Source organism: Micromonospora sp. NPDC048871 (assembly GCF_043198155.1).
Taxonomy (GTDB): domain Bacteria; phylum Actinomycetota; class Actinomycetes; order Mycobacteriales; family Micromonosporaceae; genus Micromonospora.
The window spans coordinates 397,089-409,778 of sequence record NZ_JBICUM010000003.1 but is presented as its reverse complement, the minus strand read 5'-3'; the positions used below and the strand labels follow the sequence as shown (position 1 = coordinate 409,778).

Below are 12,690 nucleotides of genomic sequence, written 5' to 3'. Positions count from 1 at the left end.
GGGACAGCAGACGTGCTCGCGGTACTCGGTTTCGTGGCCACCCTTGCCCTGATCACCGGGCTGATCCACCTCTATCTCTGGAAGCGGCTGGTCAAGGACACCACCAGAGCGGGCCGTTGGCGGCGGATCGGCACGGTCACCACGGTGGTGCTGGCGCTGCTCGTACCGGCGACGATGATGGGCACCCGCGCCGGCCTGTACTGGCTGGCCTGGCCGGGCTACATCTGGCTGGCCCTGATGTTCTACCTGCTGGTGCTGCTCGTCGTGCTGGAAGTCCCGATGCTGGTGACCCGCCTGGTGCTGCGCCGCCGGGCCGCGGTGGCCGCACCGGAGCCGGTGCTGGTCGGTCCGGCCGGCACCACCGAGGAGCCGGCGCTGGTCGGCCCGAGCGCGGCGACCGAGGAGTCCGGGACCACGGCCACCCCGCCGGTGGCCGACCCGGCGAACAGGGCGAGCGAACCCCCGGCCGCCGGTGCGATCGGGCCGGACCACGATCCGGGGCGCCGGCTGCTGCTCGCCCGAGGCGCCGCGATCTTCGCCGGGCTCACCGCCGCCGGTCTGGTCGGCAGCGGGGTACGCACCGCGATGGGTCCCCCGCAGCTGGACCGGGTGCAGATTCCGCTGGCCAAGCTGCCGCGCAGCATGGACGGCCTGCGGATCGCCACCGTCTCCGACATTCACATCGGTCCGCTGCGCGGCCGGATCCACACCGAACGGATCGTCGCCGCGATCAACCGCCTGGACGCCGACATCGTCGCCGTGGTCGGTGACCTGGTCGACGGTACGGTGGCCGAGCTGGGTGAGGCCGCGGCACCCCTGCGGGACCTGCGGGCCCGACACGGCAGCTACTTCGTCACCGGCAACCACGAGTACTACTCCGGGGTCGAGGAGTGGGTGGCCGAGGTGGACCGGCTCGGGCTGCGGGTGCTCCAGAACCAGCGCCTGGAGATCGCCACCCGGGGTGGGGTGTTGGACCTGGCCGGGGTCAACGACGCCAGCGCGGCCGGCACCGGGGTGGCCGCCCCGGCGGACTACGCCGCCGCCCTGGCCGACCGCGATCCCTCCCGGCCGGTGGTGCTGCTGGCGCATCAGCCGGTGGCCGCCTTCGAGGCGGCGAAGTACGACGTCGACCTGCAACTGTCCGGCCACACCCACGGTGGTCAGATCGTTCCGTTCAACCTGCTGGTCCGGCTGGAGCAGCCGGTGGTGTCCGGGTTGGGTGAGGTGGACGGCACCAAGGTGTACGTCACCAACGGTGCCGGTTTCTGGGGTCCCCCGGTACGGGTCGGGGCGGAGCCACAGATCACCCTCGTTGAGCTGCGCTCGGCATAGCGCATCTCACCTTCGTGCGTGGCGCCGAGCGGGAGCACCGCCAGTCGTGGCAGGATGCGGCGTGCCCCCGTTCAGCGCCGTACCCCCCGGTGGCCTCCCGCCCTTCGTCGCGGACCTGCACATCCACTCGAAGTATTCGCGGGCGTGCAGCCGGGACCTGACCCTGCCGAACCTCGGCTGGTGGGCGCAGCGCAAGGGCATCGCGGTGCTCGGCACGGGCGATTTCACCCATCCTGCCTGGTACGACCACCTGCGCGAGACCCTGCAACCGGCCGAGCCCGGCCTGTACCGGCTGTCGGCGGAAGCGGAGCGGGACATCGCCCGCCGCCTGCCGCCCAGGCTGGCCAGCGAGGCGGAGGCCGACGCGGTCCGGTTCATGCTCAGCGTGGAGATCTCCACGATCTACAAGCGGGACGACCGGACCCGCAAGGTGCACCACCTGATCTATCTGCCGGATCTGGACGCGGTGGGCCGGTTCAACACGGCCCTGGGCCGCATCGGCAACCTGGGCTCGGACGGTAGGCCGATCCTCGGCCTGGACTCCCGGGACCTGCTGGAGATCACCCTGGGGGCCAGCCCCGACGGCTACCTGGTCCCCGCCCACATCTGGACCCCCTGGTTCTCCGCGCTGGGCTCGAAGTCCGGCTTCGACGCCATCGCGGACTGCTACGCCGACCTGGCCGAGCACATCTTCGCGGTGGAGACCGGGCTGTCCAGTGATCCGGAGATGAACTGGCGGGTCGGCAGCCTGGACGCCTACCGGCTGATCTCCAACTCCGACGCCCACTCCCCGCCCGCGCTGGCCCGGGAGGCCACCGTCTTCACCGCCCCACGGGACTACTTCGGCATCCGGGAGGCCCTGCGCACCGGCGAGGGGTTGGCCGGCACGATCGAGTTCTTCCCGGAGGAGGGCAAGTATCACGCCGACGGCCACCGGTTGTGCGGGGTGAACTGGGCGCCCGAACGCACCCGGGAGGCCGGAGGACGGTGCCCGGAATGCGGCAAGCCGTTGACCGTGGGGGTACTCAGCCGGGTCGAGGAGTTGGCCGACCGGCCCGAGGGGTACCGGCCGGAGCAGGCTCGTCAGGTGACCCACCTGATCCAGCTCGCCGAGATCCTCGGTGAGATCAACAAGGTAGGGCCGCGATCCAAGAAGGTCGAGGGCAAGCTGACCGAACTGGTCGCCGCCCTCGGCCCCGAGTTGGAGATCCTGACCCGTACCCCGGTGGAGGAGATCGGCCGGGTCGGCGGGGAACTGCTCGCCGAGGGCATCGGTCGGCTGCGTCGGGGTGAGGTACGACGGGTGCCCGGCTACGACGGCGAGTACGGGGTGATCACTCTGTTCGATCCGACTGAACTGGGCGGCGCCGGCTCCTCCGGCGGGCAGGAGACCCTGTTCGACGTGCCGATCCCGGCGCAGCGTCGACCGGCGGACGCGGACAAACCGGCCGCCAAGGTCAAGCGGGCGGCCACCAAGGCCGAACCGAAGCGCAAGCCGGCCCCACCGGCCCCGCCGATCGCCCCGCCGCCCTCCCCGCACGAGCCCTTCGAGCCGATGCTCTCCGGCATGGAGGAGGTCGGCACCGGCCTGCTCGACCGACTCGACGCGATGCAACGGGTGGCCGCCTCCGCTCCCGGTGGGCCGCTGCTGATCGTCGCCGGTCCGGGTACCGGCAAGACCCGCACCCTGACCCACCGGATCGCGTACCTCTGCGCCGAGCTGAACGTCTTCCCCGAGGAGTGCCTGGCGATCACCTTCACCCGGCGGGCGGCCGAGGAACTGCGCCACCGCCTCGACGGCCTGCTCGGCCCGGTCGCCGAGGACGTCACCGTGGGCACCTTCCACTCCCTGGGGCTGACCATCCTGCGGGAGAACGCCGACGCCGCCGGCCTGCCGAACGACTTCCGGATCGCCGACGACGCCGAGCGGGCGGCGGCCAGGACCGAGGCCGGTGAGGACCCGGCCCGGTACGCCGGACTGCTGCGCAAGCAGGGCATGGTCGACCTGGACGAGCTGCTGACCCTGCCGGTCGGGTTGCTGCGTGCGGACCGCAAGCTGGTCGAGCGGTACCGCAACCGCTGGCGGTGGATCTTCGTAGACGAGTACCAGGACGTCGACGCGGTGCAGTACGAGTTGTTGCGACTGCTCAGCCCCGCCGACGGCAACCTCTGTGCGATCGGCGACCCGGACCAGGCCATCTACTCCTTCCGGGGTGCCGATGTCGGGTACTTCCTGCGGTTCTCCCAGGACTTCACGGACGCCCGGCTGGTGCGGCTCAACCGCAACTACCGGTCCTCTGCGCCGATCCTGGCCGCCGCGGTGCAGGCCATCGCACCCTCCTCGCTGGTCCGGGGCCGCCGGTTGGATCCGGCCCGACTCGACCCCGAGGCCCCCCTGGTGGGTCGGTACGCCGCGGCCTCCGTCGCCGACGAGGCCGATTTCGTGGTACGCACAGTCGACGAACTGGTCGGCGGCCTCTCCCACCGGTCGCTGGACTCCGGTCGGATCGACGGCCGGTCGACCACCCTGTCCTTCTCCGACATCGCCGTGCTCTACCGGACCGACTCACAGGCCGCGCCGATCGTGGACGCTTTGTCCCGGGCGAACATCCCGGTGCAGAAGCGTTCCCACGACCGGCTGCGGGACCGGCCCGGGGTGCTGGCCATCGCCCGCGAACTGCGGCACGCCTCCGGTGTGGAGGGCGCCCTGCCCGCCCGGGTCCGCCTGGCCGGGCAGGTCCTGGCCGAACGCTTCGCCATCCCCACCCTGGACGGCTCCAACGGAGTCCGCCCGGAGGAGGTCCGTACCGCGGTGGACCTGCTCACCCCCCTGGCCCGGCGGTGCGGCGATGACCTGGAGATGTTCCTGTCCCAGCTCGCCACCGGCGCGGAGGTGGACGCGCTGGACCCCCGCGCCGAGGCGGTCACCCTGCTGACCCTGCACGCCGCGAAGGGCCTGGAATTCCCGGTGGTGTTCCTGGTCGGGGCCGAGGACGGGCTGCTGCCGCTGCGCTGGCCGGGCTCGACCCCGGACGAGGACGCGATCGCGGAGGAACGCCGGTTGTTCTTCGTCGGGGTGACCCGGGCGCAGGATCGGCTCTATGTCAGCCACACCGCTCGCCGCGTCCGGCACGGCTCGGAGCACGACTGTCGACCGTCGCCCTTCCTCGACGTGATCGACCCGGGCCTGTTCGAGCGGCTGGGCGACAGCGCCGGACCGCGCCGCCCCAAGGACCGTCAACTGCGCCTCATCTGACCCTGCTGCCGGATAGCTGACCCGACCGCCGTCCGGGCCGAGGTGCCCGGGTGTACGCGCTACCGTGACCGGGGTGACGGCTGAGCCATCAACGATGGTCTAGCCGGGGTACCCCGATCAGGAGGGCGGGCATGGCGAACTACGGACCACCGGGCGGCGGCCCGCAACCGTGGCACGAGCCGCGACCCGACGAACCGCACAGCCCCGGCCAGGGCCACAACTCCGGTCAGGGTTACGGCCCTGGGCAGAGTTACGGCCCTGGGCAGGGTTATCGGGCCGGGCAGGCTGACGACTCCGGTCAGAGGTATGGCGCCGGACAGATCTACGGGTCTGGGCGGGGTTACGACTCTGGTCAGGGTCATGGGCCTGGGCCAAGCTACGACTCTGGTTACGGGACCGGGCCGGGTTACGGGTCGGAATCGGTGCCGGGTGGATATCCGCAGCCGGGTGGTCGGGTCCACCAGGAGGACCCGGCGGTGGCCGCGTACGCCGGTCAGCCCGCGCCACCGCGTCGGCGCGGTCGTACCCCGATGATCGCCGCCCTGATCGTGGTGCTGGTGTTGGCCGTCGTCGGTGGGACGGGGTACTACCTGCTCGGGCAGGATGACGAGCCGAATCCGACCGTGGTGTCCGCGCCGACCCAGGATCCACCGGCGCCGACCGCCGCCCCGGATGACTCCGACCCCGACTCGACCGCCTCCCCGACCGCCAACTCGTCGACCGATCCCCGGTTCGTCCAGCAGGGACAGTGTGTACGCAACGAGGCTTCGGCCGGCTCGAAGCCGAAACTGTTGATCACTGACTGCGCGCCCTCGACCTATGAGGTGTTGCGGCGGGTAGACGGCACGACCAGCGGCGAGAAGGACGCCGAGGCGAAGTGTGCCCGGGTGGACGGCTACACCAACTGGTACTTCTACGACAGTGAGTTGGATTCGCTCGACTTCGTGCTCTGCCTCAAGCGACGCGACTGAACCCGCAGGCGCAGAACCCGCAGGCGGCTAGCCCCACCATCGGTAGATCTAGCGGTATCTAGCATTCTCGCTAGACAGCACTAGTTTCCGGTCGACTGTCGACACGCCGGTAGCCCCGTCTACTGATGTCTAGCTCCTCGGCTAGATGCCTCGATACTCTGCGATTCGTGGATCCGGTCCGCAATCCGTACGCTCCGGGCGCCGGTCAGCGCCCGCCCGAACTGGCCGGGCGGGGGCGGGAACTGGACGTCTTCGACATCGTGCTGGAGCGGATCGCCCGGGGCCGACCGGAACGCAGCCTGATGCTCACCGGCCTGCGAGGCGTCGGCAAGACCGTACTGCTCAACACCCTCCGCTCCCAGGCCATCAACCGGCTCTGGGGCAGTGGCAAGATCGAGGCCCGGCCGGATCAGTCACTGCGCCGACCGATCGCCGCCGCCCTGCACATGGCCGTCCGGGAACTCGCCCCCCGGCACCGGGCACCGGACCGCATCGACGCCTTCCTGGGGGTGCTCAAGGCCTTCGCCCAACGGGGTGTGCCGACCGGCCGGGGCGCCACCGCCCCCAAGCTGCGGGACCGGTGGCAGCCCGGCATCGACGTACCGGCGGCCAGCGGACGGGCCGACTCCGGCGACATCGAGATCGACCTGGTGGAGCTGCTGACCGATGCCGCCTCGGTCGCCAGCGACGTCGGCACCGGCGTGGCCATCTTCATCGACGAGATGCAGGATCTCGGGCCGGAGGAGGTCTCCGCCCTCTGCGCCGCCTGTCACGAGCTGTCCCAGCTCGGCGCACCGCTGATCGTGGTCGGCGCGGGCCTGCCGCACCTGCCGGCGGTGTTGAGCGCAGCCAAGTCGTACTCCGAGCGGTTGTTCCGCTACCAACGCATCGACCGGCTCGACCGGATCGCCGCCGACCAGGCACTCTGCGCCCCGGCCCAGCGGGAGGACGTGGAGTACGAGGCGAAGGCGCTGGACCTGCTCTACGAGAAGTCCGGGGGGTACCCGTACTTCGTCCAGGCGTACGGCAAGGCGACCTGGGATCACGCTCCCCGCTCACCGATCACCGCTGCGGACGTACGGGTGGCCGCCCCGGAGGCCGAGGCGGAGTTGGCGGTGGGCTTCTTCGGCTCCCGCTTCGAGCGGGCCACCCCGGCGGAACGGGAGTACATGCGGGCGATGGCCGCCCTCTCCCTGGTCGAGGGGGCGGCGCAGGGGGGTGGACGGGACGACATGGACGCGGCCGTACCGACCGCCGAGATCGCCCGGGCCCTCGGCCGCAAGCCCGCCAGCCTCTCCCCGGCCCGCGACGCCCTGATCAAGAAGGGCCTGATCTACTCCGGTGAACGCGGCACGGTCGCCTTCACCGTCCCCCACTTCGGCCGCTACCTCCGCACCCAACCGGCCTGAGGCCCGCAGCCACCACCCGAGCTGTGGCACTCCAGCAGGTCATCCCCCGGCGTGTCGTACAGCCCTACTGCCACAGCCCTCGGTGCCACCAAGTCCGTCACGCCGCGGGGGGCTGGGCGTTGCCGGTCAGACCTTGGACCAGGGGGGTGGGAAGACGACCTCACCCTGCGGGGGAGGGGGTTCGTCGCTGGTCGAGGGGGGCAGCACCAGGGCCTGCCAGGGCTCGCCCAACCCGGACCAGGGGCTGGTCAGGCCCATCCGGTCGGCCCGGCTGAATCCGAAGCGCCGGTAGTAGCCCGGGTCGCCGAGCACCACGACCAGCCGTTCCCCGAGTTCTGTGGCGGCTTCGAGGCCGGCCTGCACGACTGCCCCGCCGAGGCCGATCCGCTGACGGTGGGGGGCCACCGCCACCGGGCCGAGGGCCAGCGCCGGGGCTACCTGCCCCGGCGCGCTGACGGTTACCCGGGTGAACAAGGCGTAGCCGACGATCTCGCCGCCGTACTCGGCCACCATCGCCAGTTCCGGCAGCCAGGCATCGCTGCCGCGCAACTCGTCGACCAGTCGTACCTCCGGCGGGATGGCCACGTCGGGGCGGGCGAAGGCCGCGGCCAGCACCCGGCGGACCGCGCCGGTGTCGGCCGTGTCCTCGGGTCGTAGCCGCAGGGTCGTCACGCGGCGAGGTTACCGCCTGCGGCCCGTCCATCCGAGACGGTCGCTCGAATCGGCGCGCCGATTCGGCCATCACCCAATCGATCGATATCCGCCGTTGTGGGGCTTGACCTCGGGTCGCAGGGGGTATGACTGGTCCATGACGCCCGTACGGTCTCTCGCCCGCGCCATGCTCAGCGGCATCTTCGTGATCAGCGGTGCCCGCAGCGTCGCCAACCCGCAGCGACTGGTACCTGTGGCCAAGCCTGTCACCGATCGGGTGACTCCACTGCTGGAACGGGTCGCTCCCCGCCTCCCCACCGACACGATGACCCTGGTCCGGGCCACCGGTGCCGTTCAACTGGGTGCCGGGCTGATGCTCGCCACCGGGCGGTTCTCCCGGCCGGCGGCGCTGGTCCTGGCGGGCACCCTGATCCCGGTGACCCTGGCCGGGCATCCCTTCTGGCGACAGGAGGATCCCACGCAGCGCTACAACCACCAGACCCACTTCGCGAAGAACCTGGGCCTCTTCGGTGGGTTGCTGCTCGCCGCCGCCGACACCGAAGGCAAGCCGGGGCTGCGCTGGCGAGCCGGTCACCGGATCGGCCACTCTCGACGGTCCGTGCGTCGCGCCGTGCGAACCGCCCGTCGGGAGGCCCGCATCGCCGCCGTGTCCGCCGCGACCGCCCGCCGACTTCCCGGCTGAGCTGCGACTACGGCCCACACCCCTCGAATAAGGCCGCGAATCACCTGAACCGCCCGCTAGGCGTTAACGCGGTGGAAATATCAAAACATGGTGTGGGATCGGACACGGTCGCATAACGCGGGAGGCACTGACGTGAGGCGCCGTTCTAGGCTCCGTACCGGACCTGGACGGGTAGGACGATCTTGGTACGGGGGTGGCCACGCCATGCCGACTAATGTCGGTAGAAGGCTGGACCGCCTCGCCGCAGTCCGTCGCGTAACGCGTGGGATCGATCGAAGGACAGTCGTACGGAGCGGCATCGTGGCCGCCGCCGCCTATGCCGCATGGCTTGCCATCGGTGCATTCGGGCGTCCGTACAACTTCTTCGATATGAAGATCTACCACGGCGCGGTGGTCTGGTGGGCGAGCGGTCACGAGTTGTACGAGTTCGTCGCACCCGACACCACCCTGGGCTTCACCTACCCACCCTTCGCCGGCCTGGCCATGCTGCCGATGGCCCATCTGCCGGTGACCATGGCCGGAATGGTGAACGCGGTGGTGAGCATCGCCGCCCTGGCGGTGGTGCTGGCCGCGCTGCTGCGCCCGATCGTCGACCGGATGGGCTGGCCCCTGTGGTTCACCGTGGCCATCGCCACCCCGCTGGCGGTCGCCATCGAGCCGACCCGGGAGACCATCGGGTACGGGCAGGTCAACCTGCTGCTGTTCGCCCTGATCATGGCGGACCTGGTGGCCCTGCGCTGGCGCTCCCGGCGCGGCACCCATCAGGCCGACACGGACGGTCCACTGCTGCGGTTCATCTACAGCGGCGCCTGGGCCGGTGTGGGCATCGGCCTGGCCACCGCGATCAAGCTGACCCCGGCCCTGTTCATCTTCTATCTGATGATCACTAGGCAGTGGCGGGTGGCCTGGACCGCCATCGCCACGGCCGTCGGGGTGACCCTGGGCAGCTTCGGCATCGTCGGGGCGGAGTCCCGGGCCTACTTCGGCCGGGTGCTGTGGCAGACCGAGCGGGTTGGCGCGGCCGACATGACGCCCAACCAGTCCCTGTCCGGGCTGCTGGCCCGGCTCTACGACTCGATCGAGACCCCCGGGCTGCTCTGGCTGGCCTTCTCCGTACTGGTGCTGGCGCTCGGTCTGTCCCGGGCCGCGAACTCGCACTCCGACGGTGACGAACTGACCGCCTTCACCCTGGTCGGTCTGACCGCCAACGTGATCAGCCCGATCTCCTGGACCCATCATCTCGTCTGGGTGATTCCGGCGATCATCGTGCTGGCCGACGCGGCGATCCGCCGACACGACGCCAGCCGGGGACTGATCGCCCGCGCCACGGCCGGCCCCTACGGCGGCCCACCCGAGGTGTCCGCGCTACGCCCGCCGATCTGGTACCCGACCTGGACCGGATTGCGGCACGGCAGCGCCGCCGTCGGGCTCTACCTGCTCTTCCTGGTCTCACCGATCTGGCCGTACGAGCACCAGTTGCCGGAGGTCTCGCACTACGCCGACGGCCTGTTCGGTGCCCTGATGGAGAACTCCCTGATCCTGGCCCTGATCGTGCTGGTCGCCGCGCTGCCGTGGCGGCCGGGGGCCGAGCCGGCCTTCCTGACCGACCGGGCGGCCCGCAACGCCCTGCTGCACGGCCGCCGCTAGGGAATCAGGGGCAGTTCACCCACTCCTCGGTGCCGTCGGTGAAGACCTGCCGCTTCCAGATCGGCAGCCGGGCCTTCACCTCGTCCACCAGACGGGCGCAGGCGGCGAAAGCGGCGGCCCGGTGCGCGGTGCTGACAGCCGCCACCAGGGCCGCATCACCGATGGCCAGGGGCCCGATCCGGTGCGACACGGCCACCGCGTACACCTCGGGGTCCGCGGCGATCTCGGCGGCCACCTCCCGCAGCACCCGCTCGGCGCTCGGGTGGCCCTCGTACTCCAGGCTGGCCACGGCCCGCCCGTGGTCGTGGTCGCGGACCACCCCGGCGAACGAGACCACCGCGCCGGCCCGGTGGTCGGCCACCGCGGCCTCGTGCACGGCGAGATCCAAAGGCTGGTCGGTGACGGCCCCGATCAGGATCACCATGTCCGCTCCCCCGGCAGCAACGGCAACGGTACGACCGGCACCCGGTCACCGGCGGCCCCGGAGGTGCCCGGCGCGATCACCGCGAACCCGTCCGCCCCGGACAGGCCCCGCAGCATCGCCGACCCGACATGCCGTACCGGATGGGCGGTCCCGGCCACCCGGTCGAGCCGGATCAGGGCCAGGTGGGTGTAGTTGCCCCGGCCGGGCACCGCAGCGGCGAGGGTGGCGTGCGCAAGCACCGGCATCGGCCGACCGGCCAGACCGGCCAGCAGCGGCGCGACCAGGGAGACCAGGGCGATGACGGCGGACTGCGGATTGCCCGGCAGGCCGGCGATGAACCGGGCCCGCCCGTCCGGGCCGACCACCCGGGCCAGCAACATCGGAAAACCGGGCCGCACCGCTACGGTGTTGACGACGTAGTCCGCGCCCAGGGCCGCCAACGCGGGATGCAGGTGGTCGACCGGGCCGTGCATGGTGCCGCCGGTGGTGCAGACCAAATCGGCCTCGGCCAGGGCCTGACGCAGGGCCGCCTCGTGGGCGGGCAGGGTGTCCGCGACCGGACCGACCACATCGGTCGGGGGCACCTGGCAGCCGTACCGTCGCAGCCAGGACGGCACGGCCGGGCCGAGGGCGTCGCGGATCCGCCCCTCGGCGGGCGGGCCACCGGTCAGCAGCTCGTCACCGAAGACCAGCAACGCGGCCCGGGGCTGCGCGCGTACCCGCAGGGTGTCGTGCCCGCAGGAGGCGGCCAGGCCGATCACCGAGGGGTCCACCGGGGTCCCGGCCGACAGCAGCTCCTCACCGGCGGCGGCCTCCTCCCCGGGCAGCCGCCACTCCGGCGCCGGCCGTGGCACCCCCTCGACAAACCCCTCCGGCGTACGCCTGGACTCCTCCACCCGCAGCACCGCCGAGGCCCCGGTGGGCACCATGGCACCGGTCGCGATCTCGACCGTAGTCCCGTCCTCGGTCAACGGGGCCGGAGTCGTGCCGGCCAGCACCCGACCCACGATCCGCCACGGGCCGGGGCCACGGACCGCCCAGCCATCCACGCTGGAGGTGGGGAAGGCCGGCAGATCGGTACGGGGAGCCAACGGCTCGGCAAGGGTGTACCCGTCGGCCTCGGCCAGTGGCACATCTAGGGCGGGGAGGGCGGCGGCCAGGCCTACCTCGTACACCCGGGACCGGGCCTGCGCCCAGCCCATCGGGGGTGCGGTGGCGGCCGGGTCAGCGGCGGAGGTGGTTTCCGTGCTCACCGGCGAGAGCCTATCGGGTTGGCTGGTGGTCGCCACCGCGCAACTGTTCGACCGCGTGCCGGAGGATCGGCCCCAGCACGGCCAGGCCGTCGCGGGCCCCACCGGTCGAACCGGGCAGGTTGACCACGAGGGTACGACCCGCCACCCCGGCCACCGCCCGGGACAGCGCCGCCGTCGGCACCTTGTCCCGGCTGTGGGCGCGGATCGCCTCGGCGATGCCGGGAATCTCGTAGTCCAGCAGGGCGCGGGTCACCTCAGGGGTACGGTCGGTCGGGGTGATGCCGGTGCCGCCGCTGGTCAGCACCACGTCGACGGCCTCCGCCACGGCAGCCCGCACCGCCTGGCCGACCGGCTCCCCGTCCGGGACCACCACGGGCTCGTCCACCGTGCAACCCCACTCCCGCAGGCCCGACACCAGCAGCGGACCGCTGGTGTCGGGGTAGACACCGGCGGCCGCCCGATTGGAGGCCACCACCACCCGGGCCCGGATCACGGCCGGTCCTGCGGACGCTGCCACAGGCCGGTCTTGCCGCCCTCCTTGCGCAGCACCCGTACCGCCTCCACGCTGGCCGCCGGATCCACCGCCTTGACCATGTCGACCAGGGCCAGCCCGGCGACCGCCACCGCGGTCAACGCCTCCATCTCCACACCCGTCCGGTCGGCCGTGCGGGCGGTGGCGGTGATCTCGACCGTGTCCGTCGTCAGATCCAGGTCGACCGTGACGCCGTGCAGGGCGATCGGGTGGCACAGCGGAATCAGATCGGGGGTACGTTTCGCGCCCATGATCCCGGCTAGCCGGCCGACCGCCAGGGCGTCGCCCTTGGGCAGCCCGTCGCGACGCAGCAGCTCGATGACCTCAGGGGTGGTCCGCAACCGGCCGGCGGCGATCGCCAGGCGGCCGGTGACCTCCTTGCCGGAGACATCGACCATGCGGGCGGCGCCGGCCTGGTCGACATGGGTGAGTTCGGCGGGCTGGGTCACGTCGGCGAGCCTATCCGTCACCGCAGGGCAACCACCAGGTGAGCGGAAAGGACGGCACGGAGG

General features: G+C 71.7%; 11 protein-coding genes. 6 read left to right on the top strand and 5 right to left on the bottom strand.

The window, feature by feature from the left end; translation table 11 throughout:
* Nucleotides 1–12: 12 nt before the first annotated feature.
* The 4 genes from ACGFIK_RS10800 to ACGFIK_RS10785 all read left to right on the top strand — a co-directional run bounded on the left by ACGFIK_RS10800 (nt 13) and on the right by ACGFIK_RS10785 (nt 6,968).
* Nucleotides 13–1,332 carry a metallophosphoesterase gene (locus ACGFIK_RS10800; RefSeq protein ID WP_327023555.1) on the top strand — a complete coding sequence of 440 codons (1,320 nt, stop codon included), beginning with the start codon at nt 13–15 and terminating at the stop codon, nt 1,330–1,332.
* 61 nt (nt 1,333–1,393) lie between these two features.
* Entirely contained in the window at nt 1,394–4,588 is a 3,195-nt protein-coding gene (locus ACGFIK_RS10795) for a UvrD-helicase domain-containing protein (RefSeq protein ID WP_393338900.1), read from the top strand.
* Between the two features lie 422 nt (nt 4,589–5,010).
* A complete protein-coding gene (locus ACGFIK_RS10790) occupies nt 5,011–5,559 on the top strand; it encodes a hypothetical protein (protein ID WP_327023553.1) in 549 nt (182 codons plus the stop codon).
* A 167-nt stretch (nt 5,560–5,726) separates the two neighbouring features.
* Nucleotides 5,727–6,968, top strand: a complete 1,242-nt coding sequence (locus ACGFIK_RS10785) for an ATP-binding protein (protein WP_327023552.1) — start codon at nt 5,727–5,729, stop codon at nt 6,966–6,968.
* A gap of 126 nt (nt 6,969–7,094) precedes the next feature.
* Here ACGFIK_RS10785 and ACGFIK_RS10780 read toward each other — a convergent pair whose 3' ends face one another.
* Nucleotides 7,095–7,640, bottom strand: a complete 546-nt coding sequence (locus tag ACGFIK_RS10780; protein ID WP_327023550.1) for an N-acetyltransferase — start codon at nt 7,638–7,640, stop codon at nt 7,095–7,097.
* 136 nt (nt 7,641–7,776) lie between these two features.
* On the opposite strand from ACGFIK_RS10780, the gene ACGFIK_RS10775 reads away from it, so the two are divergent.
* On the top strand, nt 7,777–8,322 hold the full coding sequence (locus tag ACGFIK_RS10775) for a DoxX family protein (RefSeq protein WP_327023549.1): 546 nt from the start codon (nt 7,777–7,779) through the stop codon (nt 8,320–8,322).
* A 204-nt stretch (nt 8,323–8,526) separates the two neighbouring features.
* Nucleotides 8,527–9,969 carry a glycosyltransferase 87 family protein gene (locus ACGFIK_RS10770; protein WP_327023548.1) on the top strand — a complete coding sequence of 481 codons (1,443 nt, stop codon included), beginning with the start codon at nt 8,527–8,529 and terminating at the stop codon, nt 9,967–9,969.
* A 4-nt stretch (nt 9,970–9,973) separates the two neighbouring features.
* Here the strand turns inward: ACGFIK_RS10770 and ACGFIK_RS10765 are convergent, their stop codons facing one another.
* From ACGFIK_RS10765 to moaC, 4 genes are all read right to left on the bottom strand, one after another.
* Nucleotides 9,974–10,393: a molybdenum cofactor biosynthesis protein MoaE gene (locus ACGFIK_RS10765; protein WP_327023547.1), complete on the bottom strand. Its 420-nt coding sequence runs from the start codon at nt 10,391–10,393 to the stop codon at nt 9,974–9,976.
* Nucleotides 10,387–11,595: a molybdopterin molybdotransferase MoeA gene (locus ACGFIK_RS10760; RefSeq protein ID WP_327027347.1), complete on the bottom strand. Its 1,209-nt coding sequence runs from the start codon at nt 11,593–11,595 to the stop codon at nt 10,387–10,389. The genes ACGFIK_RS10765 and ACGFIK_RS10760 overlap by 7 nt, the downstream gene beginning before the upstream one ends.
* Before the next feature lie 61 nt (nt 11,596–11,656).
* Entirely contained in the window at nt 11,657–12,139 is a 483-nt protein-coding gene (locus ACGFIK_RS10755; RefSeq protein ID WP_327023546.1) for a MogA/MoaB family molybdenum cofactor biosynthesis protein, read from the bottom strand.
* Complete coding sequence (gene moaC / locus ACGFIK_RS10750) at nt 12,136–12,627, bottom strand: cyclic pyranopterin monophosphate synthase MoaC (protein WP_327023545.1); 492 nt, start codon at nt 12,625–12,627, stop codon at nt 12,136–12,138. Before moaC ends, ACGFIK_RS10755 begins: the two co-directional genes overlap by 4 nt.
* Nucleotides 12,628–12,690 lie beyond the last annotated feature (63 nt).

Coding starts and splice junctions, on each gene's coding strand:
- ACGFIK_RS10775 (WP_327023549.1), top strand. CDS start 7,777: ATGACGCCCGTACGGTCTCTCGCCCGCGCCATGCTCAGCGGCATCTTC.
- ACGFIK_RS10770 (WP_327023548.1), top strand. CDS start 8,527: ATGCCGACTAATGTCGGTAGAAGGCTGGACCGCCTCGCCGCAGTCCGT.
- ACGFIK_RS10765 (WP_327023547.1), bottom strand. CDS start 10,393: ATGGTGATCCTGATCGGGGCCGTCACCGACCAGCCTTTGGATCTCGCC.
- ACGFIK_RS10760 (WP_327027347.1), bottom strand. CDS start 11,595: ATGGGCTGGGCGCAGGCCCGGTCCCGGGTGTACGAGGTAGGCCTGGCC.